This window comes from Nostoc sp. (assembly GCF_036917935.1).
Classification (GTDB): domain Bacteria; phylum Cyanobacteriota; class Cyanobacteriia; order Cyanobacteriales; family Nostocaceae; genus Nostoc.
This window is the reverse complement of record NZ_JBALEL010000037.1, coordinates 118235-142649: the sequence shown is the minus strand read 5'-3', so window position 1 is coordinate 142649 and position 24415 is coordinate 118235. Positions and strand designations below refer to the sequence as shown.

Genomic DNA, 24415 nt, shown 5'->3' with positions numbered 1-24415 from the left:
TTGGGTTCTCAAAGTTGAAAGATTCGGTATACTAAAACTTCATTTGGGCAATTTAGCAAAAGTTAAAATCTCTACTGATTTCAGGATAAAACGACTTGTGGAATAAAATCAAATAGTCTTGTTTGTTAAAACGATAATTTAGATTTATATATAGAAGATTGTGTTGCAAAAATTGTTTGAGAACAAATGGAATAGCTTAAGCAACAAATTTATTTTACGAAAGCGTAGTTTACCGCCGTAGGCATCGCAATTTGCCCTGAAGCCAAAATAAATCTTTTGACTGAGACATTCAAGCGATCGCCTATGGCGGTAAACTACGCCCTTTGCTGAAATTTAAGCAGCCCAAAAAATCGGGGCAGGTGACAAACCCGCCCCGATCGCTTCTGATATACTGCGCCCAACGGCTGTTGCTACAGGTTTTAAACTATTAACTAAATGCACCATATCTTCTAAAGAAAGTGCTTGACGGGCATCAGAAACGGATTTTTCTGGTTCTGGGTGACATTCAATAATTAATCCATCTGCACCGCAAGCGATCGCAGCCCTAGCCACAGGTGCCACCAACTCCCGTTTACCGACAGCATGAGAAGGATCTACAATCACAGGCAAGTGAGTTATTTGCTTAAGTGCTGCCACTGCCCCTAAATCTAGGACGTTACGGGTGTAATCATCGAAACTGCGGATACCTCTTTCGCACAACACGACATCAGGATTCCCGTGGCTGAGAATATATTCAGCAGCCATGACAAATTCTTCAATAGTCGCTGCTAAACCACGTTTGAGTAGTATTGGTTTACCAGCTTGTCCCAAAGCTTTGAGCAAATCAAAGTTTTGCATATTGCGGCTACCAACCTGAAGCATATCAGCGTGGGCAGCGACTACTTCGATTTGGGAAATTGACATCACCTCCGTGACAACTGGCATATTGTAATGCGATCGCACCCTTGCTAAAATCTCTAATCCTGACTCTCCCATACCCTGGAAAGCGTAGGGAGATGTGCGGGGTTTGTAGACACCGCCACGCAACCCCTGTACTGATGCAGTAGATAGCTTTTGGGCGACTATCTCCATTTGTTCTAAGCTTTCAACGGTGCAGGGCCCGCCGATAATTACCAGTTCTTCACCGCCGAAAGCGACTTTTTCTGAAAGTTTAACGATTGTTTGGTGGTTAGGATGAGATTGTGCGGCAAGTTTGGCATTAATCATGCTTATATTCTCCTGAAAAAATTAAGTGTTGGGGATTGGGGATTAGGTATTGGGGATTAAGATAAGAGTTGTTTTCTAGTCCCCAATAACAACAAAAAAGCCCGAAACCTTTAAGAGTTCCGGGCGCGTTCTGATTCATTGGCATGACGCTATTTACCCGGAATTTATTCTGGGCCAAAAGTAAAAACCATAAAACCAGCTACTTAAATAAGTCATGACGATGAAATTATCCTGAAAAAAACAAAAACCGCAGAGTTTGCTCTGCGGTTCACCGGGCGGTTTCCATTAGGAAACTCAATTCACCCCCGGTGAACCACCCTAAACCAAAAATAAAAGTAGGAATTTGTGTTAAGCATTTGCAGGGCTTTTGCTGGAAAACTTAAGAAACATACATATATAGGGTAACATAGCAGGAAGATTAGGCGGTGTCAAGACCTCCACAAACTATAAAAAAGCGATAGACTCAGTAAAACTGTGGGGATTAAGACTAGTAACGCTTTGCACAATTCAAAATCACACCCTGTTCTGTCTGATTGTACTAGTTGCTTGTTTGGGTAGCCGAAGAAAGCGGCTTGTGATTAGATATCACAATAGTTCTATACCCTCAGAAGTTTAAAAAGCCAGGATTGAGAAGTTAAAATATATAATTCTTCTGACTTATGACCTCATCTTGCGAGAGCTTATTGCAGAGAATTGATAATCGCCATACATTATTCTTACCCAAGTCCTCATTGACCAGATCAACTTTTTAGGATCATCAGTCTCATTATGCCCAGTTCCAAAATCTTAACCCAATCTTTCGACTATTATGGAGCTTACCCCTGCCCAGTCTGTCGAATAGGTAAGATTTCTCACATGCCATTGATGGAAGCTATGGCTTGTGACTTTTGCCAAGAGATTTTTACAGTCAACTTAGAACTACAGCAAATCAAGATGCCTTCTAGACAACCACCCTTAACTTGGCGTTGGAATGGGTTTAGTTGGACAGAAGGCCAGTTGGAAGGTGTGGAATTAGGTTGGGGTTATGGACTAGCAGCAGCAGTTTTTGTAATTCTTCCCACTACTCTAATTGGCATAGTAGCTTACTATTTTCCTGCTAATCTCAAGGAACCCATTACCTGGATGCCATATATTTGGACAATATTAACCTTGTTATCACATTTATCAATTATTGTTTGGATTTTTATTGAAGTCTATCAGATTCCAGTTGCAGCATATTTGAGAGCGATCGCACGATGGAGAAATGGAGAGATGGGGAGATGAGGGACTGGAGGCTAGGGACTGGGGGCTGGGGACTAGGGACTAGGGACTAGGGAATGGAAAACAACTCTTACTTTACTTAATACCCAGTCCCTAATACCCAGTCCCCAATACCCAATACCCCATAATCAATAACAAATCATGCAGCGGATACATGACTCCATCACTGATAATTAAGTTGATTGTCCACCAAAATATCGTATGAGCGATCTGGAGCAGTACTATAGAGTTTTGGAATTAGAGCCTGGGGCAACACTTGAAGAAGTGAACCAGGCTTACAAAGATTTAGTCTTTGTTTGGCATCCCGATCGCATTCCTAAAGACAATCTCCGTTTACAGCAGAAAGCACAAGACAAGCTGAAAGCCATAAATGAAGCTCGTGAAAAGTTGCGCTCTCTAAAAACCAAACATCAAACCACACATAACTCACCGTCACCTCAAAAAGAAAAACCATCTCAAACAACCCAGAAACCACCAAAGCAAAACTCAGACTTGAGTGGCAAAGACTACAGTCGGGCAAATTTGAGCAATAAAGACTTATCTGGCAGAAATCTGAGTTATGCCAATTTGAGTGGTGCTAATCTCAGTGATACTTTTATGCACAAAGTCAACCTCAGAGGTGCAAATTTATCTGAAGCAAATTTATTTCGGGCAAATCTACTTTTAGCCGATCTCAGGGAGGCGAATTTACGCGCTGCTAATTTGATTGGAGCGGATCTCAGTGGGGCCGACTTGCGAGGAGCCGACTTGACGGGAGCGCGGATTCGTTCTGGTGAACGTCTTCTGGTTAAACTAGTTGGTACTAACTTAGCAGGGGCAATTATGCCTGATGGTTCAATTTATCAATAATTGAGGTTGTGCTATGACACAGAGTGGATAAATTACTCAAATAAAAAAGCAAACAGGCATATTGAGAAAGCAATATGGCAGTTCTCGTTTGGATGCAAGGGTACAGCAATGCTGCCCCTACGAGTAGTCTGTATTTCATGCAATTGAAAACTGCTATACAGCATTTTGCATCTAAATGAAGTACATCCTTACCCCCCTCTCGAAGAGCGGGGAGGGGGTTGGGGGTGGGGTTCTTGTATCTGCACAGCCCCCAACAGCTATTGGAACAGAGTGGTACACCAATTCCACCCCTACCTTGGAATAACCTTGAGCATCCCCCCAATCAACTCAGTTTATGGTGATCGTATTTAGTAGATAATTGGTGTTGTAAGATTTTTCTGTTAAAGCGAATTTTTTAAGAGCAGTTCCACCAAAGGAGGTTGAGATGAGTCGTCTTCTTTATGAAAGTTCAGTCTCATATAAAGGATATCTCATTATTCCATTTGTTTTTGGCAAGGCGGATAATTACGAGATTTGTTCGTATAAATTGCTATCTGAAAGTGGTAACAGAAGCCAATTTCATAAAGCAGAAAATCCAGCAGGAATCTATGGAAGTGGCGTTAGTAACATCATTGATATTGCTAAAGAGCATATCGATCAAAATTCCGAGTTTGTTCATCGGGGGGATAGTTTTAAGTCTCGCTACATTTATCGGAACAATTTGATTATCATCTTTCAAGAAGGAGACAAATATTTTTATGACCATTACCCACCAGAGTTATTGAATAATATTGCAGCGCCAAAGTTATTCAAATCCGAATATGAATGTCTGAGTTGGATTAAGCAAGGGTTTGATGGGCGACATCTGCGGCAAAGAGCTATTTGAAGAAAGTAGGAGTTATTATATAGCGTTTCCTAATAGACATCTCCGGAAAAGATTTAGAGACCACAAATTTGGACGCAGACCTAAGAGGATGTTTGAAAAGTCCTATTGTAGGTATCAAAACGTTCTAGATCCCCCTAAATCCCCCGATAAATTGGGGGACTTTAATTCCGGTACCCCCCTTAAAAAGGGGGGTTAGGGGGGATCGCTAAGTGTCTAAAATCACGGGGAAATACTTTTCAAACATCCTCTAACCCCCCTTCCCCCCTTCCCTACATTCGCGCAGCGGCACGAAGTGCGGGAAGGGGGGTTTTAAAGCCTCTCTACTTATTACTGTGTGAAATTTTGTGAGTTATTTAATCTACTTTCTTGACTGCAAAAATCAGAAATTCTGTTTTTGTCGCAAAACATTAGTTTTAAATACTTTTATCAAATACCCAAAAGTATCTAACTGCACATATTGGCTATGATAAATAATTTTACTAACTAGCAATTTGTGAGTGTGTAACTTATGACTATTAAAGGTTCTAAGGATAATGTTCTATTAAATAAATAAATAATTTGAGATTCGGCAAATTAATTAGTGAGATGTATGTTATGGTTTTTATAGGAATCAAACAAGTAAAAACACAAAAAGACTTCAAGACAAGTTTGAGGCAAGCTCAATAAAGTTTTTTTGCTCTGGTAAGTCTACTTCAATTAGCTACATCTTTTTTTAACGAAAATCTAAAACTAGATTGAGTAGGATAGTAGCCTTTGTAACAACTTGAAGTCAATCAAAATTTATCTGGGTATGAGCCAATAAGAGTTGGCTAACCTAGCTAGAGCATTACCCGCTAAAGGCAATTACTCTTGGAGTCTGGGAATAAAGACTCTTAGTACAGCCTGACAAATCAATAGGAATACAGAATATTTACTAACTTAGTATTGCGGGAGTAAACATTTTCAACCGCGAACTAAGTTGAAGCAGTTACTGACTTTTGGAACGAAAACTTCAAGCAGAATGGTATCGTTCCATAATTTCCAGGAATTTAACCATACTGTCAAAAGTCACCAAGATATTGTCTAAGCCAGAGTATCAGGGGTTGCCTGTGCAAGTATTATATTACTGGACTTGTAGCTACCACTTTTAGGCTGGAATTTATCTTGCTGCATCAATCACGAAACGAGAAGCGCTATAGATGTTCTTGGTGACTTGACATTAGCAAAATCAGAAAAGTTGTAGCGACCATTTAAGAGTGGATTGCAAGTTGGTTGGTTGTGTGGTTCAAGGAACAAATCTGCGTTCATTTGAATTCCTGCTGCAACCACTCTTGAGGCTTGAGCAACCATTTGGGATTCGTTACAACAGCTGATAATGCTGAAGTCATAGTTTCAAAGGGTTTGTGATTAGGAAATAGAGATTTCTCTATCTCTTAAGCCATCACTTCGTGGGTAAATATCTGCTGATTTTAACTGTTTTGTCAGGGTGCGATGCCTAGCGATAAGTTGCTACGCATATACGCCAACAGGCTCTACTTCCCTACAGCGCCAAGGGTGAATATTTCACATCAAGCTTCTGACTCATCAATTAAATTATTGTAGGAAACACAACCATGACTGACCCAAAGATTAGACAAATAGCTTTCTATGGTAAAGGCGGTATTGGTAAATCTACCACTTCTCAAAACACCCTAGCAGCTATGGCTGAAATGGGTCAACGCATTCTGATTGTTGGTTGCGACCCTAAAGCTGACTCTACCCGTTTGATGCTACACAGTAAAGCTCAAACAAGTGTTCTGCAATTGGCTGCTGAACGCGGTGCTGTAGAAGATATTGAACTCGAAGAAGTAATGCTGACCGGTTTCCGGGATGTACGTTGTGTGGAGTCTGGTGGCCCTGAACCTGGTGTGGGTTGCGCTGGTCGTGGTATTATCACCGCTATCAACTTCTTAGAAGAAAACGGTGCTTACAAAGATGTTGATTTTGTAAGTTACGACGTTTTGGGTGACGTTGTGTGTGGTGGTTTCGCTATGCCTATCCGTGAAGGTAAGGCACAAGAAATCTACATCGTTACCTCTGGTGAAATGATGGCAATGTATGCAGCTAACAACATTGCTCGTGGTGTCCTCAAATATGCTCACACAGGCGGCGTGCGTTTGGGTGGTTTGATTTGTAACAGCCGTAACGTTGACCGGGAAATCGATTTAATCGAAACCTTGGCAAAACGTTTGAACACCCAAATGATTCACTATGTACCTCGTGACAACATTGTTCAACACGCAGAATTGCGCCGGATGACTGTTAATGAGTACGCACCTGACAGCACTCAAAGTAACGAATATCGGACATTGGCTCAAAAGATTATTGACAACAAGAATCTTACTATCCCCACCCCGATTGAGATGGAAGAGTTAGAAGATTTGTTGATTGAATTTGGTATTCTTGAAAGCGAGGAAAATGCTGCGATGCTGATTGGCAAAACTGCTACTCAAGCACCTGTTTAAAGTATTGCTAAGTAAATAATGGTTTAGGGTGGGCAAGCAGCTCACCCTTTCCCTAATTTTTGCATTTCTTTGTTTGAATCCTTAATAGGAATATATAGCGATGTCTTACGACAAGCCGCTCTGCGTCTACGCTCGTTTGTATGCAATAGATTTTGACCTCACTCCAAACCTCTCTCCTAAAAGGAGAGAGGCTTTGAGGGTTACTTGCTTTTTCTAGAATTGTTTCAATCCCTAATAGGGATTTTGAGTAATTGCAATGCTATTCAGATATTTGGCAAGATGGGGAGTAACAAGTTTCAATCCCTAATAGGGATTTTGAGTAATTGCAATAGAAGAAATCAAGGGTGCGATCGTCGTATTCCCCGTTTCAATCCCTAATAGGGATTTTGAGTAATTGCAATCATACCACCGTCCCCACAGGGAGGGGAGCATTGCGGTTTCAATCCCTAATAGGGATTTTGAGTAATTGCAATTGGTAACACGGGGTCTAAATGCCAAAATACCGATTCGTTTCAATCCCTAATAGGGATTTTGAGTAATTGCAATTTTGGGTGCATCTGCGATTGTTGGCGTTAGCTTGATTGCCCGTTTCAATCCCTAATAGGGATTTTGAGTAATTGCAATAGTTGCGGCTGGTTTAAGTGATATTGTAGTTGCTGTACACAAGTTTCAATCCCTAATAGGGATTTTGAGTAATTGCAATTTCACTGCCTTAGTGTTACTTTCATCCAGGTTAATGTTTCAATCCCTAATAGGGATTTTGAGTAATTGCAATGGGGGATGAGGGGGGGTAGGGGGGGGTGGCAACAGTTTCAATCCCTAATAGGGATTTTGAGTAATTGCAATGAGAAAGAATAACACCACCAACAAGAGTTGATAAAGTTTCAATCCCTAATAGGGATTTTGAGTAATTGCAATTTTTAGGACAACCAATAGTAGGCTGACCAATTGGTTTCAATCCCTAATAGGGATTTTGAGTAATTGCAATTTTTTAATGATGGCAGTGAACTGTGGGATGGTGCAGTTTCAATCCCTAATAGGGATTTTGAGTAATTGCAATTTCATCAAATTCTATAAACTCATCCCTGGCAAAATGTTTCAATCCCTAATAGGGATTTTGAGTAATTGCAATACAAAAGTTAACTACGAACAAGTACTAATTTTAAAGTTTCAATCCCTAATAGGGATTTTGAGTAATTGCAATTTAAAGCTTTATCATCAACCCTGGGTATAATAGGGTTACGTTTCAATCCCTAATAGGGATTTTGAGTAATTGCAATTTTCATAAACACGTCGCATCTGTTGCAACCATACGTTTCAATCCCTAATAGGGATTTTGAGTAATTGCAATTATTGCTGGTAGTCCCTAAACATGATAGGAAACGTATGTTTCAATCCCTAATAGGGATTTTGAGTAATTGCAATGCTAACGGTGAAACGCCACTTCCTAATGTCGTTGTTGTTTCAATCCCTAATAGGGATTTTGAGTAATTGCAATTTTTTCAAATTTGTTTTTGTCGTTCCAGCGAAAGGTTTCAATCCCTAATAGGGATTTTGAGTAATTGCAATAATGCCCCTCATGCTGCCGTTCATGATTTTGTCAATGTTTCAATCCCTAATAGGGATTTTGAGTAATTGCAATTAATTTCGCATTCGCTCCAGTGCCAATATCCCTGAGGGTTTCAATCCCTAATAGGGATTTTGAGTAATTGCAATGTTAGTCTTTACGAGAAAGATTCACGGCTTTGGTTTCAATCCCTAATAGGGATTTTGAGTAATTGCAATCCTCTTGTTGTTTCAAATGCTAAAAAAATAATGAGGGGTTTCAATCCCTAATAGGGATTTTGAGTAATTGCAATTCGGAAAAATAGATGGGCGGGGTAGACAACTAGAGTTTCAATCCCTAATAGGGATTTTGAGTAATTGCAATAGTTCCAGTTGAAATTCCAGATGAACTGCTTTGCAGCGTTTCAATCCCTAATAGGGATTTTGAGTAATTGCAATTTGGCAACCTTGGTACTCGTATCGGTGATGCGTTCGTTTCAATCCCTAATAGGGATTTTGAGTAATTGCAATTCGATATCCAGACAGATCACCTGATCACCTTTGCCGAGGTTTCAATCCCTAATAGGGATTTTGAGTAATTGCAATGCTCACCTATATAGATGAGCTTTTTGATTAAGGTGTTTCAATCCCTAATAGGGATTTTGAGTAATTGCAATAAGAGGTAGACCCAGGAGGTGGAAAATGCCTATGTTTCAATCCCTAATAGGGATTTTGAGTAATTGCAATATAATAATCATGGGGTGAGTTTTGGCTAAATTAGTTTCAATCCCTAATAGGGATTTTGAGTAATTGCAATGATTCTTATGCTTCATATTTTCATGGAAATATTGTTTCAATCCCTAATAGGGATTTTGAGTAATTGCAATATTTTTTAGGTCTACCATTTTTGTTCTCGATGCACAGTTTCAATCCCTAATAGGGATTTTGAGTAATTGCAATACTAGAAAAGGATTCTTTTGTTTAGGTTCAGGGATGTTTCAATCCCTAATAGGGATTTTGAGTAATTGCAATGGCGGGAGCCGGAAAGCCAAGCTATATTTAGTTTTCAAGGTGCAGTTACGCGAGTCAAGGGTAATCATAGCATTAGAGAATTCGTTTGGAAAGAGTGCGAGGAAAGTTTAAACGCTAAAACCCAATTTTTGTAAGCATTTCAGAGATTGCGCGGATGAGGATTAGGCGACTAATGGGTTGAAAGCCTTACTGGAGTTGGGATAGAAGCACTTTTTTCGGGCTGTCGAATTTGTACACCTACCCCTCCGCGCATTTGAGATGCAGAAACCTAGCTAGAAGGGGACTCAGCAAAGAAAATTGTTTCGTCTCGTGGCTGTTCTCCGCCAATACGTTCGACTTTTCGCTGACAACAGCCACAGAGAAAATAAAAGCGAACGCTGTCAGTGTCGGGTTTAATCAATTTAGCTAAACGCGATCGCAGTTTAGCATACTGAGTGGAAGTGATATCGCACTCAAATACACTCAGTTGCATCCATTGGCCGTAAGACTTGAGAACCGAATGGATTTTAGTACGACGCTTATCTTCTGGAATGTCGTAGCTGACAACAATATACATGGGGGGAGTGGGAGAAATGACAAGTTATTTGAGAATTAAGGGGGGATATTTATCGATTTGGTTCATGAGGTACTTACTCAATAACCTCGCTTGAATTTCAAAGGATTCTTGGTAGGTGCATTTGTTTCCCATGACTGGATGTTTGAAACTCGATAGTTTCTTTTGTTGGTAGGCGCGAAGAAATGTATGTAATCCTTCTTTGGTTAAAGACACAGCACCACTGAGCGGTTCGGTGGTAAAGTCAGTTAGGGTTAGCGATCGCTTGTTAATCAGCGACAATACTAGAGCATCCACTATTAAAGGGCGAAATTCTTCCATCAAGTCTAAGGCTAGGGAAGGTCTACCATAACGCTCGACGTGTAAGTATCCTAGATAGGGATCGAAGCCAACAATATTTAAAGCACTTTGCACATCATGGCGTAGCAATGAATACCCAAAACTCAGTAGGGCATTAACTGGATCGGTTGGTGGGCGGCGGCGTCTGGCTTCAAATTTAAATTCTGAGGTTCTAATTAGCTGTTGAAAGCAACCGAAGTAGGCTGCACTACCGGCACCTTCTAAGCCTCTGAGAGAATCAATATTGTTAGTGTTTTCGATTGGTGCGATCGCGTGTTCCAATCGAGTGATGTTATTATTCAGGTCAACATCAGGATGTTCTCGCTGGGTGCGAAGTAAGCTATGGCGGTAATTTTTTAATTTACCCCGTACAAATCCTTTGACTAAATGTATTGCTGGTTGTGATTCTCCCACAGCTTGCCATTGGGCTTTACGAACAAAGATATTTTTGGTAACTTCTGGTTCTAAACGTCCTAAATATCGTCCGTTTTGGGTGAGAAATGTTAGACAAATGTGACGTTCTAAAAGTTCACTTACAGCTGAGGGGGAAACGGTAGCCCTACCTATTACTACAATTCCTTCTATCTTAATTAAAGGGATATCCAAGATTATTTTTTGTTCCGCTTTGACGGTGAGACGTTCGTCAACTTTGCCGATAAAAGCGTCGGCTTGTGTTACGTAAACTGTTCCCATGTTTGATGATTCCTAGTAATAATTGGTGCTGAAGTGAATATAGGGGTTCTCGGTTGAGTGAGGTATAAGAACCCCACCCCCAACCCCCTCCCCGCAAGCGAGGAGGGGACTATGATTAGGAAACGCTATAGAATTGGCCAGAGTATGATTTAATTGACTTCTTGATAAGTTTTGACTTTATCAGTTGCTTTAGGTAAACATTGCGAATAAAGACTGCATCCTTTGCAGCGTTTGCTGTAGACTGGTTTTGGCATCATTCCTGTTTCTAGGAGATTTGTAACGTATTCAATAGTCGCGATCGCACTTTGCCGTAACTCTTGATTAATCTCTACTAATTGCCGTTGATGGGAGTGGGCATAATAGATATATCCAGTGTTAACTGCTTGTCCTGTCATTTCTTCTAAACATAAGGCTTGGGCACAGACTTGCAATTCATCGTTATCCCATTCGCCTTTGCGTCCGCGTTTATATTCCACTGGGTAAACTTGACCTGATTCTGCTTCAATCAAGTCAGATTTTCCGATGAGTTTGTATTGCTCAGACTTCAGCCAAATTGCTCGAATCTGCCAAGTTTCTCCTCGCTGTACATCGCTTGTGGTATGGACGCGATCGTGTAAAGTTGTACCTTCAATTGTGTATTGGTTATCGGTAAATTCGCCTGTACAAAACATCCGCCAGCAACGATGCGGACAATAAGCGTATTGATTCAATGCCGCAATGGAAATATATTCGATGTTATTCATAACTTAGGTATTTTTTAAATGATTATTGAAATCATGGAGAATACAGCCGCCTTGACATACCCATACCCATTGTTGTTTTTCGTCCAATTCCTGCATACAAAGCAAAGTCAGCTAAAGCGTTAATTTGCTTAATTTGTATCGGTTGAATTTCTCCCAAAATCTTGTAGTTAACTTCACCAAGAATGCCGATAAATTTGCTGCGGGAGTCAGCTAATATTTCTGTGTGAATGTTGACAAATGAGGGGAAGATGGATTCGATCGCAATGTGAGTAAATTCTATGCCACTGTACTTATTCCACCGCGAAAGTAGGGAATTAAAAACAGATTCTCTGGTAGGAAGGGTAGTGTCATACTGTCCTTGACGGAAGGCGGTAGGCGTGGAGAAGCTAAGGTTAATGGAAGAATTGCAATCGCTAGCTTCTTCGTATAATTGAGCATAAGTACTGGCATTTGCCCAAGGTTGAATAGATTGGGGTGTGCCTTGAATGCTGGTAATATACAAGTCAGCCGGGCCAAGATGCCAAGGGCGATTGGGATTAAGATTTAGCCAGAGTTGGGTAAGTTTGCTAAATAGAGTGTCATCTAATAAAGAGATGCGCCACCAACAAGGTGTTCCGGTGGGAATGGGTTGTTGATGTGAGTATTGCAATTTAGATCCCTCTTTACCACCCTTCAAAACGGGGGAGTTTGTATTACTAATTTGTAGAGGGGAGAGGGTGAAAGCTTTGTCTGCGGTGGAATCATGCAAGCGATCGCCCAATGTGGTATCTACAGAACTAACGAGGGTGAGAAATAAGGCGTGGAGATGTCTACCTGTGAGATATTGGGGTGGAATGGGCGATTGAGGTAGCAAATTCAACACTAAGCTATGAGGCATATTTTCTTTTTTTGGTTGTAGACTGAGTGCTTCTTGACTCTACAGTAAACTCTGGAATTTCCTGGAGTTCAGCATCACTCAAACTATACTGTTCACAAACGAGACTCAGACGATTTCCTGGGGTTTTGACAGCGTTAACCGAATGGGTTAAGTCACCTTGAAAATGAACTAAAGTATTGATTTGGGGCTTAATTTGCCCAAGTTGGCGTTTGTGCGATCGCAATACCAGTTCTCCCCCTTCCATATCTGCTGGTAGTCGCACATAGAGGACGCTGACAACCGCAGGTGGTTCAATCGTTTTGCTGTAGGAACGTAAGGAGCGATCGATATGCGGATCGACGCGGGAGCCTTCTTTGAGTTGTAAAGGATTGAGGTAAAAAGCATTACAATTCGCCTGGAGAGCCAAATCTAGGTAAGGTTTGAAGTAGGGAAACTGCTGTTCTACTTTTGCTAATCCAGAACGCTGAAATACTACAGAAAATCCTTTGGTGGCGACAAAATCGCGGTTGAGGTTGTTGATAGCAAAGTAAGGACAAGCTTGGATTTCTCCCCACAAGTTGTTTAAGTAATCGCTGGGGAAGGCTTTGGTTTGTTGTTGATAGTGTTTCACGATGGATGTGGGGAGCGTACAGAACTAGCAGGGTTAAAAATTGTAACGTAATTTGTGACTGGACGCTAGAACCTGCGAAAAATAAAAAACGTAGTAAAGGTTTTAGGAATTAATTAACTCCGAAAACGATATTCTATCTTAACTGGAACTTTTAAGTTTTGAATGCCATCAAATTGATAGTATTGACCTCGCATTTGGACATTCTGAATTAAGCTAACTGGAGGCATATTCACAACATCATAGCTCATGACTTGATTAGTGAACATGACATCTAACGGATTTAATGGATGTGTACAAGTGAATATACCTTCAGAAATTTTATGTTTCGGTAATTGTTGAACCGTTACTTCAGCCTTGCTCATCCATTTACCCAAGCGAATCCACTTTGGTAGTTTGAGTTCTTTTTGGGAGATGACAATAAACTCAAATTTACTTTCTGCTGCTATTTCCTTTGCTCTACCAAAACTGGGGATATTTTTCTGTGTCTTCTCCATTTCAACGTGGTAGTTGTTGTTAGCATACTTCCAGGTATTGAGGATAGAAGAATGATTGAGCGATCGCCCTGGAGTTACGTAAATTCCCTGTTGATTGAGTGGCGTTAAATGCTCCTCATATTTTGGCACTTGTTCAGGACAAAAGTAGCGATAAGAATGTTCTTCAGTAACAGTAGTAGAGTATATTTTGCTATCAACTAAACCCAATGCATAACAGAGAGCGTAATTGTGAATTATTGGCTCTGTTTCATACAATCGCCCAATTTCACGAGTAGCAAAATAGAGGCTGTCATGAAGTTCTATTTGACAACGGTAAATTGACACCATATCGCTTACTCCGTTGCAGCAACAGCTTTCTTATTATTCTTGCTATCTTTCGTAGGGTCTTTCTTGCCTGATTTAAGAACCCATGTTTGAGCATAAATAGATGATTCAGCATTTGCTTGACTCAACATTTCTTGCAATCGAGTTTCATCACTGGTGATAGACTTGACTTCACTCAAAAGTTGTGTCAAGGATGCACCAACAAAATCAGTATGAGAAATACACTCTTGAGACATTAGAGCAGTAATTGCTTGTGTAGCAGCCTCTAAAACCTCGTCTTCATTAAGCGGATCAGGAGGATTAATTTGCTTTGGAGTTGCATTGCTCATTACGTCATATATTTTTTGAGTCCAGAGAAGATTACTAACAATCTCACCATCAGCGAAAATGACTCCAACTAACTCATTACGCACTCTACCAGTGCGGGTAGTCTGCGCTCCGTAATGGCGTGTTCTGAGAATATTATTGAAAACGTAGAGAAATCCAGCTTCAGTGGCATCTTTCAGCGTGACAATACTGGGGAAAAAGACTTGAGGTAAGATATGGTCTTGACTATTAATACGGCTGGTTACTTCCCCTTGACGGCTCATCGTCCCATTCTCAAAAGGTGCATTAAGGGTAAAGTTAAGGTGAGAATCATCAAATGGTGTGATGGAATAAGCTGTATCTACAACTACTTTCGACTTTTCAGAACCAGAATCACCAATAGCAAAACCGTAGAGAATACAATCAGGAGTAGTTTTACTAAAATCTACGTTGTAGTCGCATTTTTCCCAGTCACCAATTTTGTAGTTACGTAGTAATTCTCTACCTGTTAAACGTTCTGGTGTAGACTGCTTGCGCTTAAACATTGCCAAGCGACTAATAGGTTCTTTGTTTTCAATTCCAGCACGTACTCTTGCTTTATTGAGTTCACCATCTGTCTGGAATAAAGGATAAGATTCTGTAACGCGAATAGTGATGAAATGAACATATTTCCCCATTGGTTTAGCAGGGATTATGTCATGGAAAAATTTAGAATCGAGTGTTTTGAGAAATTTCATGGTTTGATTACTCCGAATTTAGTTAGTTGGAAAAAAAGAATAAATTAGACTGATGCTTCAAGTTCTAATTCAGGAATATCATCAGGTTCATCTTGGGGACGTGCTTTACGTTCTTCATCATCGGCTAGGCGATAAAGATATTCACAGGTATCTCTAATTAAATTGAGTTGAGTACCTGCTAAACGGGCGCGATCGCCTTTAAAACTTTCCTCAAAAATGTCTTTCACAAAATACTTGGCAAAGTCATATACGGCTTGACGTTCTTCTGCATCATTTAAAGCACGTTTCCATTTACCATCTACCAAAATAAAAGTACGTCTCCCTTCCGCAGCACCGCGTTCAACCTTATTCATTAATTTTGATAAACGCGCAGCTACTGCATCTGTTAATGATTCAGCGTCACCAGCTACAGCTTTATCAATTTTCAAAATCACATCAGCAGCCTCATCAATGGGTTTAAGGATAGCATTTGCTTTTGGTGATTTACCTTTAGTTTGTGCGCGGTAAAATTGACGATAGAGTGATGTTAATTCACGTAATTGATTCACAGCTTTTCCTTCTGGTTCAAAGTAGTGGTAAAAATCCAAGTATAGGCGAACTTTAGCAAGAGGTACAGACTCAATTTTGTCTTGCTTCCTTAACCATTTATTCAGGTAATGAAAGACATAAAGAGGACTGGTTTCTAAATCTCGTGCCAAATCTGCTAATTTTCCCCAATCTGGATCGCCATCCTTTTTACGGTTAACTTCCAAGTGGATGGAGTAAGCCGCAGTTAGAGCATTAAGCGGGGAAAATTTACGCTTTTCTGAACTACGAGGTAGAATACTATCTAAACGATAGTTATCTTTTTTAATCAAAGAACGAATTGCTTGATGTTCCCCATCAATTAAAACTGTCTCTTCAAAATCAGCGCCACTAATGAAAGGTGGTACAGGTGATTCTGATGCAACAACTTTTACATCAAGAACAAGCGGTAACACTAACGCTAACCAAGCCGGTGTTACCCAAGATTCTGTATCTGTAGCATCTCTTCCAGGAGGTAAACCTAAAAAGAAAAATGTCAGTGTTTCTTTATCTGAAAAGCTAATTTTAAAAGTGCGATCGTCTTCTGGTTTTAGATTTTCTTTAATCAGGAGAGAATCAACTTTTTGGTAGTCTTCAATTTTAAACTTTGCAACTTGATTTTCGCCAATAAAATGCTTACGCATTTCAGCATCAAACCGGGTTCGAGAAAATTGATTGTAAGCTAGTTGCAAAAATTTATTGGTTTCTGGGGTAAAGAAGTAAGTAGGATAAAGATAGAGATAGCGATATTTACGTCCTTCAAAGTCTGCTCCTACAGCATTTGTTTGGTTCATCAAAATTTGTCTCAACATGATTTCAATTGACCAAATTGAGCAAATTTGCCGTTTAGCAGCTTGAGCATTAAATAAAATCTGACGATTACTGTAGACTTGAGGCGCGAATAAAGTCGCTGATTCCATTTGTTCAGTCACAGTATACGAAGAACTAGAAATTGCACAAACATTTTCTCGTCCTCTACCTGTAATTTTGGCGGCATTATAGCGTTTTAGTTCAACTAAAAATGAGTCTGGCTCTGGTTCTATAACTGCGCCTGTTGGTAATGAAATAACTCGGTTAACATAAGTTTCTAAATCATCCCAGCCATCAGGCACATCCTGAAACTCTGCTAAAATTGGTCTAATAAAAACAGCAGCATGATTTACCATCCCTTTCATTACTTCCAGGATTTGAGCAAAGTCTAATCCTGAATGATTGCGAAAGTATTGTGATGCTAGATAATACCAATCAAGAGGTACACCACCTGTCTTTTTCAAAGATTGAATTTGTCTGATAGCTGGAATCTCTGCTGATAATTCTAAGTATTCAGCTAGCTTTTGTGTCAAATCTAAATCAGGAATAGTTTTCCTCTCATTTTTTGGCTGTTGTTTCTGCCAATCATTAACTTTTTCGCACCAACTACCCCAAATTCCTCGACATAAAATATCACCAAACTCTGCCAATCTATCAATACGAACTTCATCAGCAAATTGCAAGTTTAAATGTGCTGCTAATTCGCCTTGTGCTTGGAAATTCTGTAAACTTTCGCCTCGCTTACCAGCAGAAGCAGTTTTTGAGTCTGGAAGTAGTCGAGAAGCAGCATTAATGCTAACTTCCATTAATTCAACTACATCAAAAAATAACCAGTAATAATCTGCAAACTTAAAACCTTTACCATCACGATTAAAACCTGTTTGTCTTTCTTTTAGCTTCTCTGAACACAGGTACTTAATTTTGGCAATAACTTGTTCGGGAATCTTATCAGTTATAATCGGAGGAGCATCAACGGTAGCTAAATAGACAACACCATCAGGTAAATACAGTAATGGTGTATAAAACTCTTCAGGATGTGCTGCTATTAAAGCGTTATTGAAAATATTTGTGAGAATACCACGATTCTCTGAAAGGGAGTGATAAGTAAGTTTTAGCTGATGATTACTTAATTTTGTAAGTAATGTCTGTAAGCCTCCAGATTCTACATCTCGCGGATGTTTTACAACTGAAGCAAATAAATCAGATAATCTAATTAAGTCAATTAAAACTTGTCTAATTCTACTATCTAATCTTTCATCATCTAAAGGTTTGAGTCCACGAGTAGTTAAGCCGAAATCAGAATCATTTTTAACACCTGCATTACTGCTAATCTCGATAATGTCATCAATAAGTTCTTCCCATGTTTCACCAAGTAAGTGATATAAACCAAAATCTAAAATCTTTTTGGCAATGTATCCACGTCCTAGATTTGGAGCATCTGATTTTTTTGCTGGTTCTTCTTCCCAATTACGATTGATCGAGTTTTGTTCTAACCAATCTGGATAATCAGGGAATTTTTCATAGTCGTGCAATAAGTAAGAAACAATAAATACAGAGGTCTGCAAGTCTTCACAACTACGTTTAACTGGGTTTGTACCTATTTCTTCTGCTTGTAATCTTTTCAAAATATGATAGCTGGGAAATAGACCATTAAGTAAGTGAGCAAGTATAGATTGGTCGCCAGCATTATCTCTGCGAACCGGATTTTTACCTGCGGCGGCTCTTTTGGCATTAATGATTTCTATCGTGATTTCAAAGAATTTACCACCTTTAGCGGTTGCTCCTGCTAGCTGTTGAATTAAATTAGGTAAGACATAATCTGCAAACTTTTCGAGGATGCGATCGCCTTCATTTCCTTTTGCCTTTTTTACAGCTTCTTTGAATAACTTAATCGTGAGAAATTCGCGTTTTATAGGTGATTCATCATCCTCATATTCTGTCGTGTCAAAATCTGGTACTTCTTCCGGTAAGTCATCATCATATTCGCTCATTAATTTTTATCCTCTGGCTCAATTGGTTGATATTCTTGAATATTTCCGTTACGAATTATCCACAACTTACCCGTCACATCTGCGGCTTCTAAACCAGTAATTAATGTCTCAATAGCTTCACGCCAATCAGCAAATTTAGAACGAGCAGGTAAACGTAGTACTACTATTCCTGAATAGTCTGATGGATTATATTTCAGACGATTTTCAAATCCTCTGTCTGAAGTAACTAATATCCTGCCTTCACTGTGACAAATATCAATTAATTCTTCATCTGGAGTAGAAGTAAGACCTTGTTCTCTAACTGTTGCAACATCATGTCCTGCTAAACGCAACCATGTAGCCACCCGCAAGCTACCAAGATTTTCATCTAGTTTGATATTCACTTTTTTGTTTCCTTGTGAGTTCCTAGAGGAATCTCGACAAAACAATCCCTTGTCATCTCAGCACCGTAAGCGATACAAGCAAGAATATCTTCTTTCTCTAAGCCAGGATATTCTTCTAAAATTGTCTCTATTGTTTCTCCTGCGGCTAGAAGGTCAAGAATTAGAGAAACCCAAATACGATGTCCGCGAATGCACGGTTTACCGAAGCAGATATTGGGGTCGATAGAAATGCGAGAAAGCAGATGATCTTTAGTCATTGGTTTTTCTCCAGATTTTGCATAACACATCTAAACAAACTCGTTGGTCATTTACCTGAGTCGTGTAACACTCCATCCGCTTAAGTTCCATCGTTCACACTTTGCTCCGGCGGAAACAACATCGTGTAATCTATATATAAGGAGAAAGAAACGCAGTGCAGTACTGCATAAGCATAAATGCTTAAAATACCTATTAGGGATTGAAACACTGTTGCTTTCTGATTTCGGGCAAAACTCTTTCTCCTCAAGCTTTTAAGCCAATTCATCTTTCATCTTCCTGTAGCTTATATTGGCGACTGTGAGCGTTTACAGCAAGTTCTAACATATCCATCCTTCATCGTCCTTTGGCTTCCAATGCCAAGTTAAGGTTTCTAATAACAGCGCATCTTGTCCAAAAGTAATGGTGTAGCGAGGACTTCTATCTTCTGGCTCGTTGGTGAGGGGGTAAGCTTGAAAGTGCATAGGTAGTCCGAGGGTGGCGCGTAAAAAGTTGCGATCGCGGTCTGAAATGAAGCACACTAGTTTACGTCTACTCACAGCATCACTAATTTGGTTGATACCGTAACCGTGTCGTTGGCAAATCTCTAAGTCATTGAGAAGCTGCACCTTACCAGATTTAGCCACTTCTCTGAGATTCCCTGGATAATAAAAGTGCCAATCTTCCCGCACCTCTCGATAATCTTTGAACTTCAAATAACACAAAGCTTTATCAAAGCGAGTAGTAATTACTCCTGCTTTCTCAGCTTTTTCTATAAAGCTATTTTTATCCCATAACTCAAAAATAAAGTTATTGAGAATGCCAGGAAGATTATACATTTTAAATCTTTCAGCTTCTGGCTCATCTGGATTAGTTAAGTCATAAATTGCACAATCTAACTGGCTACTTCCCCGAAAACTCCTAGCCTCATCAATAATTTTTGTTTTCCCTTCGTTTTGACAGCGATAAAACTGTGCATTCATTTGTTTAAGACTAATTCCAAAAGCATTTTGAATACTAGTACCAAATTTCTTAGCGACTTCTGGATATTTTTCTTTCATGTGATGGTTTCCTTGCAGCTTTGAATAGATATAAGCTGATTGAATCCCACCCCATCGCTGAGGATATCGCTCGAACTGATTTTTAAATGTCCAAAATCCATTAATTGCATTGTTAAAATTAACGCGATCGTAAGTTTCACTATCTTCTAAAGGATGGAATTTATCTGCAAATAGTCTTGCAACAAGAAAGTTAGGTATTAAAGCATAAGCTTGATAAGTTTCAAAACCTTTATGTCTACCAAGCCTACCAAAGCGTTGAATAAAATTTCCGGCATCAGCAGCTTCAAAAACTAGGAAATTAATCCGAAAGTCTACGCCAACGTCAATTGTAGATGTACCCAGAAGTAAATCAGCTTCAGCAACCGACTGAGATTTTTCAGTTTCTCCTGTTAAACCAGTATTTTCTCTAACTTTCCATCGCGGTTCAAAGATAGCTTTTAATTTAGGTAATAGTTTCTTAACTGCTGCAATTGAATTGAGAATAATTGCCCCTTTGCTGTTTGGATTATCTTGGAAAAACTTTAAAATTACTGTTTCGGCATTTTCTTCTATCCATTTGTAACTAGAACTCAAATTAGGCTCTATCTCTTGAGGAAAGCATAAGTTAATGGGCTGATTAATTTGTCGCCAGCCATCGTTTGAGTTATCTGAAGAAAATTTATAAGCTCCAACATCAACCGGAGCAATTTCTTTATATCTAAGTTGAGCTTTTTCTAAAAAAGTCTTTAAGACTTCATTAGGCGTAGCAGAAAGAAAGAGGAATTTTTTATTAGCATCACCAGTGTGCTTCATTAAAAGTATGGTATTGATGACACTAGCTATTTGTGGAGATGAAAAAATATGAAATTCATCATAGATAAATAATTTATAATTTTCATCTATACGTCTAAATAACCTGTCAGGGTTATCTATTTTTCCTCTTAAGTAGTAAAAATTATGGATGTAATGAAAAATGTCAGGGTTCGTCAGCAGAATTTCATAATTAGTAGAAAAGTCTTCTATCCCATCTCGTTTGGAAGATATCTGATTACTAGTTATATATTTCTCTAAAATAGCTGCGGTTAATCGTCTGATTTGCGGATCTTTCTTAGGTTTAAATATATCTTTGTATCCTTGCACCTGTTTTTCTTGATCTCTTGCAAGTTCATTTGTCGGATACATTGCTAAAGTGTACGTGCAATTTGTGATCGCTGACAAATAAGCAGCCAAACTTTTACCATCGCCTGTCATGGCTCTATTAAAGACAACATCAATATTTTGGTCTTGTAATGCTTTATAGGTTTCTGCTTGATGCCATGAGAGTGAAGAAATCTCCCCAGGTAGGGTTAATCCTTGAGGTAGTGACTCAGCCAGACGTGAGTAAACAGGTTTCAGGCTAATTCTGTAATTTTTCATGTTAGATGCCTGTAGTTCGAGGTAATCTGTATTTAGACTAAATCTAAGATGACATAGTTTTTCGAAAAGTGCAAGTATATTTAAAAGATGAATCGAAAAAAAGAAGCACTTACGCTTTCAGTTGTTCCAGGTACAAAAGTTCAATTAGAGGAGATAGCTCGCCGCCTCAATATCAATTGGGGTAAAGAACCAAGTGTTTCGGGCTTAATAGTAGCGATCGCCCAACAATCTGTAGAGGTTGGAAAGCCCTTTACGCTTGACTCAAACCAAGTTAATGCCTTACAGCAAGCGATTAAAGCCTTAAATGATGCGGGTCATATAGGAGAAGCGCAAACTGTACTTGCACTTTTGCTAGAGCGTGGCAATCTCGAAGCGCCTCTTCGTCAATTGCTGATGAAACAACTTAGTCAACCTATCCAAGAGTGGCGAAATACGATAGAAGAACTAAGTAAAGCAAAACACCCTTTCTACCTTCTCTATTCCAACTCTCAAGGTCACGAACTAGATTACAAAGTCCGTCATGCTGAGGTACGCTTTTTTGAGAAACGCTTTTATCTCATGATTTGGTGCGAAGAGACAGCAGACGTAGAAAACGATATTCCAGAATTACCCCAACTTTGGCACAATCGTTGCTTAAGCTTTGAGCGAATTAAGTCTGTTGTACCTACAAGTGGTGATTGGCGAGGTGAACTTGATTATGTAAAAGTGCAATTACACTTTCGAGGTTGGCTAGCCAAAGCCTATCAAGCCAAAGAAGATGATATTGAGGATGACATGATTAATGATGTGCGTCAGGTGGTGCGCCGAGTAGCTAACCCCTTCTGGTTGATTCGAGAAGTATCGCCTTATTGGGAAGATTGCGTGATTGTATCACCTGAGAGTCTGCGCGATCGCCTCAAACAAAAACTCCTCACGCTATGCCAGTTATACGATATCGAAATCAGGAGTTAAGTCTTGACGAGGAGAGGGAAGCGGAAAAACTTTTGATTGCTGGAAGGGGAGTAAAATTCAAAGCCTCTCTCCTCTTAGGAGAGAGGTTTGGAGAGAGGTCTGACTGTATTGCATCGAAACGAGAACCGCTATATTATGTTCCCGGACGAGAGCGAATACGATCGGGTATATGATGGCGATCGCCTAATATTTCTAACAAAGGGCCATTAACGTCAAATTTAACCATACTTACTGACGCGACCAAAATATTCACCCGATAGCGATAGCGTCCCAAATCAATTCCCAGTAAACTGCAAAGCATAATCCGAATCGTGGCTTTATGAGAAACTACTAAAACATTACCTTGGGGATGTTTTTCTTGAATTTCAGCAATTACAGGCATAGAACGGTTAGCAATTTCTACCGCAGTTTCTCCACCTAGTGGTGCATTCCAAGCGGGTTCTGTCACCCATTTTACATAGTTTTCTGCGTAATTCTCTTGGGCAAACGATTTACTCTTAGTTTCCCATTCGCCATAACTACCTTCTCTAAGTCCGTCACGCAACTGCATATCCATACCGATAGCATTACAAAATGGCTTGGCAGTTGCAATTGCACGCTTCATCGGGCTAACATAAACCCCTTTCCACTTCAATTGTTGATAAATATCGGCAAAAGCGGATGCCATCTGCATCCCTTCAGAAGTTAACTCCGCATCAGTTTCACCGCAGAAATTACCACTTTGACTAAAGGTAGTTTCTCCATGTCGCAGTAAATATAAATTGAGTGTCATAGCTTGTATGCGATTGGGATAAAGGAGTTTGTGCAAAAATAAAATACCATCAATCTCGCAATCGAGTCTGTGACACCAGGACAAAGTAATCAACCAAAAAAGTCAATCAACCATAAACTTTTGTCAACGAGATCAAAAGTAGCGGTAAGAGCTAGTACTCTAGTTTGAGCCGGGATACGGATACCGTTGGCGAATTCCCCAAACAGCTAAACTGTGACAGTTAAGGTGCCGAAGGTGGGTTATATATCGGATACCCCCGTAACCAAGCTTTTTCGGTTCAATCGCCGCATATCACCGTCGGTCTTTCTCCGACAAAGATTTATAGGTAAGATTGCATCTGTTTTTCTATCATTGGAGACTAGATTTTCATCACGATACTGCACTCTTGAAACCCACAAATTCAATCTACTATGCTCTGTCACTAGTTTTGCACTTTATTTAATCCGCATCCCTGATCGTAAAATCTGGTCAATCATCCTATTGGTTTGCGAATCATAACCGCCCCCAAATAAATTGAAGTGATTCAAAATGTGATAGAGGTTATAGAGCGTTTTTCGGCGTTCATAGCCTCGATCTAAGGGAAATACCTCGTTGTAACCTTTATAAAACGCCGCAGGGAACCCACCAAACAATTCTGTCATGGCGATATCAACTTCTCTATCTGCAAAATAAGTTGCTGGATCAAATATCACGGGTTCTCCTGAGGCTGTACACCCAGCATTTCCGCCCCATAAATCGCCATGTACTAAGGAAGGTTGCACGTGATGATCTGCCAATAGTTCCGGGATAGCTGCTAGTAACTTCTCTTGCTGGGGAAAATTACCTCCTCGCCGCCTTGCCAACTGAAATTGATAACCCAGACGATGTTTAATATAAAATTCCGTCCAGTCTGCTGTCCAAGTATTGATTTGGGGTGTAGAACCAATAGTATTGTTAATTTTCCAACCAAAACCTTGACTGCTGCTAGCTTTATGCATTGCCGCCAATTTGCGCCCCATCTCTTCCCACAAATTGCTGTTACCGCCGCCAAGTTCCAACCATTCCAGGACGATGTAGCTGGAATTATCAGCAGTACCCCAGCAAATTGGTTTGGGGATGCGAATACTAGCTGTTGCTAGCATTTCCTTTAAACCCAATGCCTCAGCCTCAAACATCGCAACTTGGGATGCAAGGTTTTGCTTGACGAAGTAGGTTATCTCACCATTGGAAACAGCATAACCTTGGTTGATGCACCCGCCACCAACCGATCGCCTTTGCTGGCTCTGAAATTTTTCGCCAGTCACCTGGCTAATATGCGCGTCGATTTGAGTCCACATGATTAAATTGGGGAGTGGGGAT

Annotated in this window: 19 protein-coding genes and 1 CRISPR repeat array; of the genes, 5 read left to right on the top strand and 14 right to left on the bottom strand. The window is 39.9% G+C overall.

What is annotated here, in order from left to right; genetic code table 11:
- Window positions 1-333 precede the first annotated feature (333 nt).
- A complete protein-coding gene (gene aroF, locus V7K62_RS15740) occupies window positions 334-1206 on the bottom strand; it encodes a 3-deoxy-7-phosphoheptulonate synthase (protein ID WP_334865460.1) in 873 nt (290 codons plus the stop codon).
- A 768-nt stretch (window positions 1207-1974) separates the two neighbouring features.
- On the opposite strand from aroF, the gene V7K62_RS15735 reads away from it, so the two are divergent.
- The 4 genes from V7K62_RS15735 to nifH all read left to right on the top strand — a co-directional run bounded on the left by V7K62_RS15735 (window position 1975) and on the right by nifH (window position 6663).
- Window positions 1975-2469, top strand: a complete 495-nt coding sequence (locus V7K62_RS15735) for a hypothetical protein (protein ID WP_334865458.1) — start codon at window positions 1975-1977, stop codon at window positions 2467-2469.
- Window positions 2470-2667: 198 nt separating this feature from the next.
- Window positions 2668-3315, top strand: a complete 648-nt coding sequence (locus V7K62_RS15730) for a pentapeptide repeat-containing protein (RefSeq protein WP_292761573.1) — start codon at window positions 2668-2670, stop codon at window positions 3313-3315.
- Between the two features lie 424 nt (window positions 3316-3739).
- Complete coding sequence (locus tag V7K62_RS15720) at window positions 3740-4180, top strand: hypothetical protein (RefSeq protein WP_334865455.1); 441 nt, start codon at window positions 3740-3742, stop codon at window positions 4178-4180.
- A 1592-nt stretch (window positions 4181-5772) separates the two neighbouring features.
- A complete protein-coding gene (nifH, locus tag V7K62_RS15715) occupies window positions 5773-6663 on the top strand; it encodes a nitrogenase iron protein (RefSeq protein ID WP_334865453.1) in 891 nt (296 codons plus the stop codon).
- A 221-nt stretch (window positions 6664-6884) separates the two neighbouring features.
- Window positions 6885-9240: direct repeats of the CRISPR family, unit length 37 nt; unit sequence GTTTCAATCCCTAATAGGGATTTTGAGTAATTGCAAT.
- Window positions 9241-9508: 268 nt separating this feature from the next.
- On the opposite strand, the gene cas2 is transcribed toward nifH, so the two are convergent.
- From cas2 to cas3, 11 genes are all read right to left on the bottom strand, one after another.
- Window positions 9509-9796, bottom strand: a complete 288-nt coding sequence (gene cas2, locus V7K62_RS15710; RefSeq protein ID WP_322713634.1) for a CRISPR-associated endonuclease Cas2 — start codon at window positions 9794-9796, stop codon at window positions 9509-9511.
- 24 nt (window positions 9797-9820) lie between these two features.
- Window positions 9821-10825, bottom strand: coding sequence for a type I-D CRISPR-associated endonuclease Cas1d (gene cas1d / locus V7K62_RS15705; RefSeq protein ID WP_334865450.1), 1005 nt, complete (start codon window positions 10823-10825; stop codon window positions 9821-9823).
- A 149-nt stretch (window positions 10826-10974) separates the two neighbouring features.
- A complete protein-coding gene (gene cas4 / locus V7K62_RS15700) occupies window positions 10975-11568 on the bottom strand; it encodes a CRISPR-associated protein Cas4 (protein WP_334865448.1) in 594 nt (197 codons plus the stop codon).
- 31 nt (window positions 11569-11599) lie between these two features.
- The gene (gene cas6, locus V7K62_RS15695; protein ID WP_334865447.1) at window positions 11600-12445 is read right to left on the bottom strand and encodes a CRISPR-associated endoribonuclease Cas6; all 846 of its coding nucleotides are present in this window, start codon (window positions 12443-12445) and stop codon (window positions 11600-11602) included.
- Window positions 12435-13055 (bottom strand): 2OG-Fe(II) oxygenase, encoded by a 621-nt coding sequence (locus V7K62_RS15690; protein WP_334865445.1) that lies wholly within the window; start codon window positions 13053-13055, stop codon window positions 12435-12437. The genes cas6 and V7K62_RS15690 overlap by 11 nt, the downstream gene beginning before the upstream one ends.
- Before the next feature lie 113 nt (window positions 13056-13168).
- On the bottom strand, window positions 13169-13876 hold the full coding sequence (gene cas5d / locus V7K62_RS15685) for a type I-D CRISPR-associated protein Cas5/Csc1 (RefSeq protein ID WP_334865443.1): 708 nt from the start codon (window positions 13874-13876) through the stop codon (window positions 13169-13171).
- Between the two features lie 5 nt (window positions 13877-13881).
- Complete coding sequence (gene cas7d / locus V7K62_RS15680) at window positions 13882-14916, bottom strand: type I-D CRISPR-associated protein Cas7/Csc2 (RefSeq protein ID WP_334865441.1); 1035 nt, start codon at window positions 14914-14916, stop codon at window positions 13882-13884.
- A gap of 44 nt (window positions 14917-14960) precedes the next feature.
- The gene (gene cas10d / locus V7K62_RS15675; RefSeq protein ID WP_334865439.1) at window positions 14961-18281 is read right to left on the bottom strand and encodes a type I-D CRISPR-associated protein Cas10d/Csc3; all 3321 of its coding nucleotides are present in this window, start codon (window positions 18279-18281) and stop codon (window positions 14961-14963) included.
- Window positions 18281-18664, bottom strand: a complete 384-nt coding sequence (locus V7K62_RS15670; RefSeq protein WP_334865437.1) for a DUF5615 family PIN-like protein — start codon at window positions 18662-18664, stop codon at window positions 18281-18283. The genes cas10d and V7K62_RS15670 overlap by 1 nt, the downstream gene beginning before the upstream one ends.
- A complete protein-coding gene (locus V7K62_RS15665; protein ID WP_334865434.1) occupies window positions 18661-18921 on the bottom strand; it encodes a DUF433 domain-containing protein in 261 nt (86 codons plus the stop codon). The genes V7K62_RS15670 and V7K62_RS15665 overlap by 4 nt, the downstream gene beginning before the upstream one ends.
- A gap of 318 nt (window positions 18922-19239) precedes the next feature.
- Window positions 19240-21354 carry a type I-D CRISPR-associated helicase Cas3' gene (gene cas3, locus V7K62_RS15660; RefSeq protein ID WP_334865432.1) on the bottom strand — a complete coding sequence of 705 codons (2115 nt, stop codon included), beginning with the start codon at window positions 21352-21354 and terminating at the stop codon, window positions 19240-19242.
- An 87-nt stretch (window positions 21355-21441) separates the two neighbouring features.
- Between cas3 and V7K62_RS15655 the strand changes: the two genes are divergently transcribed.
- Window positions 21442-22305 carry a transcriptional regulator gene (locus V7K62_RS15655; protein WP_334865430.1) on the top strand — a complete coding sequence of 288 codons (864 nt, stop codon included), beginning with the start codon at window positions 21442-21444 and terminating at the stop codon, window positions 22303-22305.
- Window positions 22306-22438: 133 nt separating this feature from the next.
- Here the strand turns inward: V7K62_RS15655 and V7K62_RS15650 are convergent, their stop codons facing one another.
- Together V7K62_RS15650 and V7K62_RS15645 are read right to left on the bottom strand one after the other, a co-directional pair.
- The gene (locus V7K62_RS15650; protein WP_334865428.1) at window positions 22439-23077 is read right to left on the bottom strand and encodes a histidine phosphatase family protein; all 639 of its coding nucleotides are present in this window, start codon (window positions 23075-23077) and stop codon (window positions 22439-22441) included.
- 434 nt (window positions 23078-23511) lie between these two features.
- Entirely contained in the window at window positions 23512-24393 is an 882-nt protein-coding gene (locus tag V7K62_RS15645) for a fructosamine kinase family protein (protein ID WP_334865426.1), read from the bottom strand.
- Window positions 24394-24415 lie beyond the last annotated feature (22 nt).

Coding starts and splice junctions, on each gene's coding strand:
- aroF (WP_334865460.1), bottom strand. CDS start 1,206: ATGATTAATGCCAAACTTGCCGCACAATCTCATCCTAACCACCAAACA.
- V7K62_RS15735 (WP_334865458.1), top strand. CDS start 1,975: ATGCCCAGTTCCAAAATCTTAACCCAATCTTTCGACTATTATGGAGCT.
- V7K62_RS15730 (WP_292761573.1), top strand. CDS start 2,668: ATGAGCGATCTGGAGCAGTACTATAGAGTTTTGGAATTAGAGCCTGGG.
- V7K62_RS15720 (WP_334865455.1), top strand. CDS start 3,740: ATGAGTCGTCTTCTTTATGAAAGTTCAGTCTCATATAAAGGATATCTC.
- nifH (WP_334865453.1), top strand. CDS start 5,773: ATGACTGACCCAAAGATTAGACAAATAGCTTTCTATGGTAAAGGCGGT.
- cas2 (WP_322713634.1), bottom strand. CDS start 9,796: ATGTATATTGTTGTCAGCTACGACATTCCAGAAGATAAGCGTCGTACT.
- cas1d (WP_334865450.1), bottom strand. CDS start 10,825: ATGGGAACAGTTTACGTAACACAAGCCGACGCTTTTATCGGCAAAGTT.
- cas4 (WP_334865448.1), bottom strand. CDS start 11,568: ATGAATAACATCGAATATATTTCCATTGCGGCATTGAATCAATACGCT.
- cas6 (WP_334865447.1), bottom strand. CDS start 12,445: ATGCCTCATAGCTTAGTGTTGAATTTGCTACCTCAATCGCCCATTCCA.
- cas5d (WP_334865443.1), bottom strand. CDS start 13,876: ATGGTGTCAATTTACCGTTGTCAAATAGAACTTCATGACAGCCTCTAT.
- cas7d (WP_334865441.1), bottom strand. CDS start 14,916: ATGAAATTTCTCAAAACACTCGATTCTAAATTTTTCCATGACATAATC.
- cas10d (WP_334865439.1), bottom strand. CDS start 18,281: ATGAGCGAATATGATGATGACTTACCGGAAGAAGTACCAGATTTTGAC.
- V7K62_RS15665 (WP_334865434.1), bottom strand. CDS start 18,921: ATGACTAAAGATCATCTGCTTTCTCGCATTTCTATCGACCCCAATATC.
- cas3 (WP_334865432.1), bottom strand. CDS start 21,354: ATGAAAAATTACAGAATTAGCCTGAAACCTGTTTACTCACGTCTGGCT.
- V7K62_RS15655 (WP_334865430.1), top strand. CDS start 21,442: ATGAATCGAAAAAAAGAAGCACTTACGCTTTCAGTTGTTCCAGGTACA.
- V7K62_RS15650 (WP_334865428.1), bottom strand. CDS start 23,077: ATGACACTCAATTTATATTTACTGCGACATGGAGAAACTACCTTTAGT.
- V7K62_RS15645 (WP_334865426.1), bottom strand. CDS start 24,393: ATGTGGACTCAAATCGACGCGCATATTAGCCAGGTGACTGGCGAAAAA.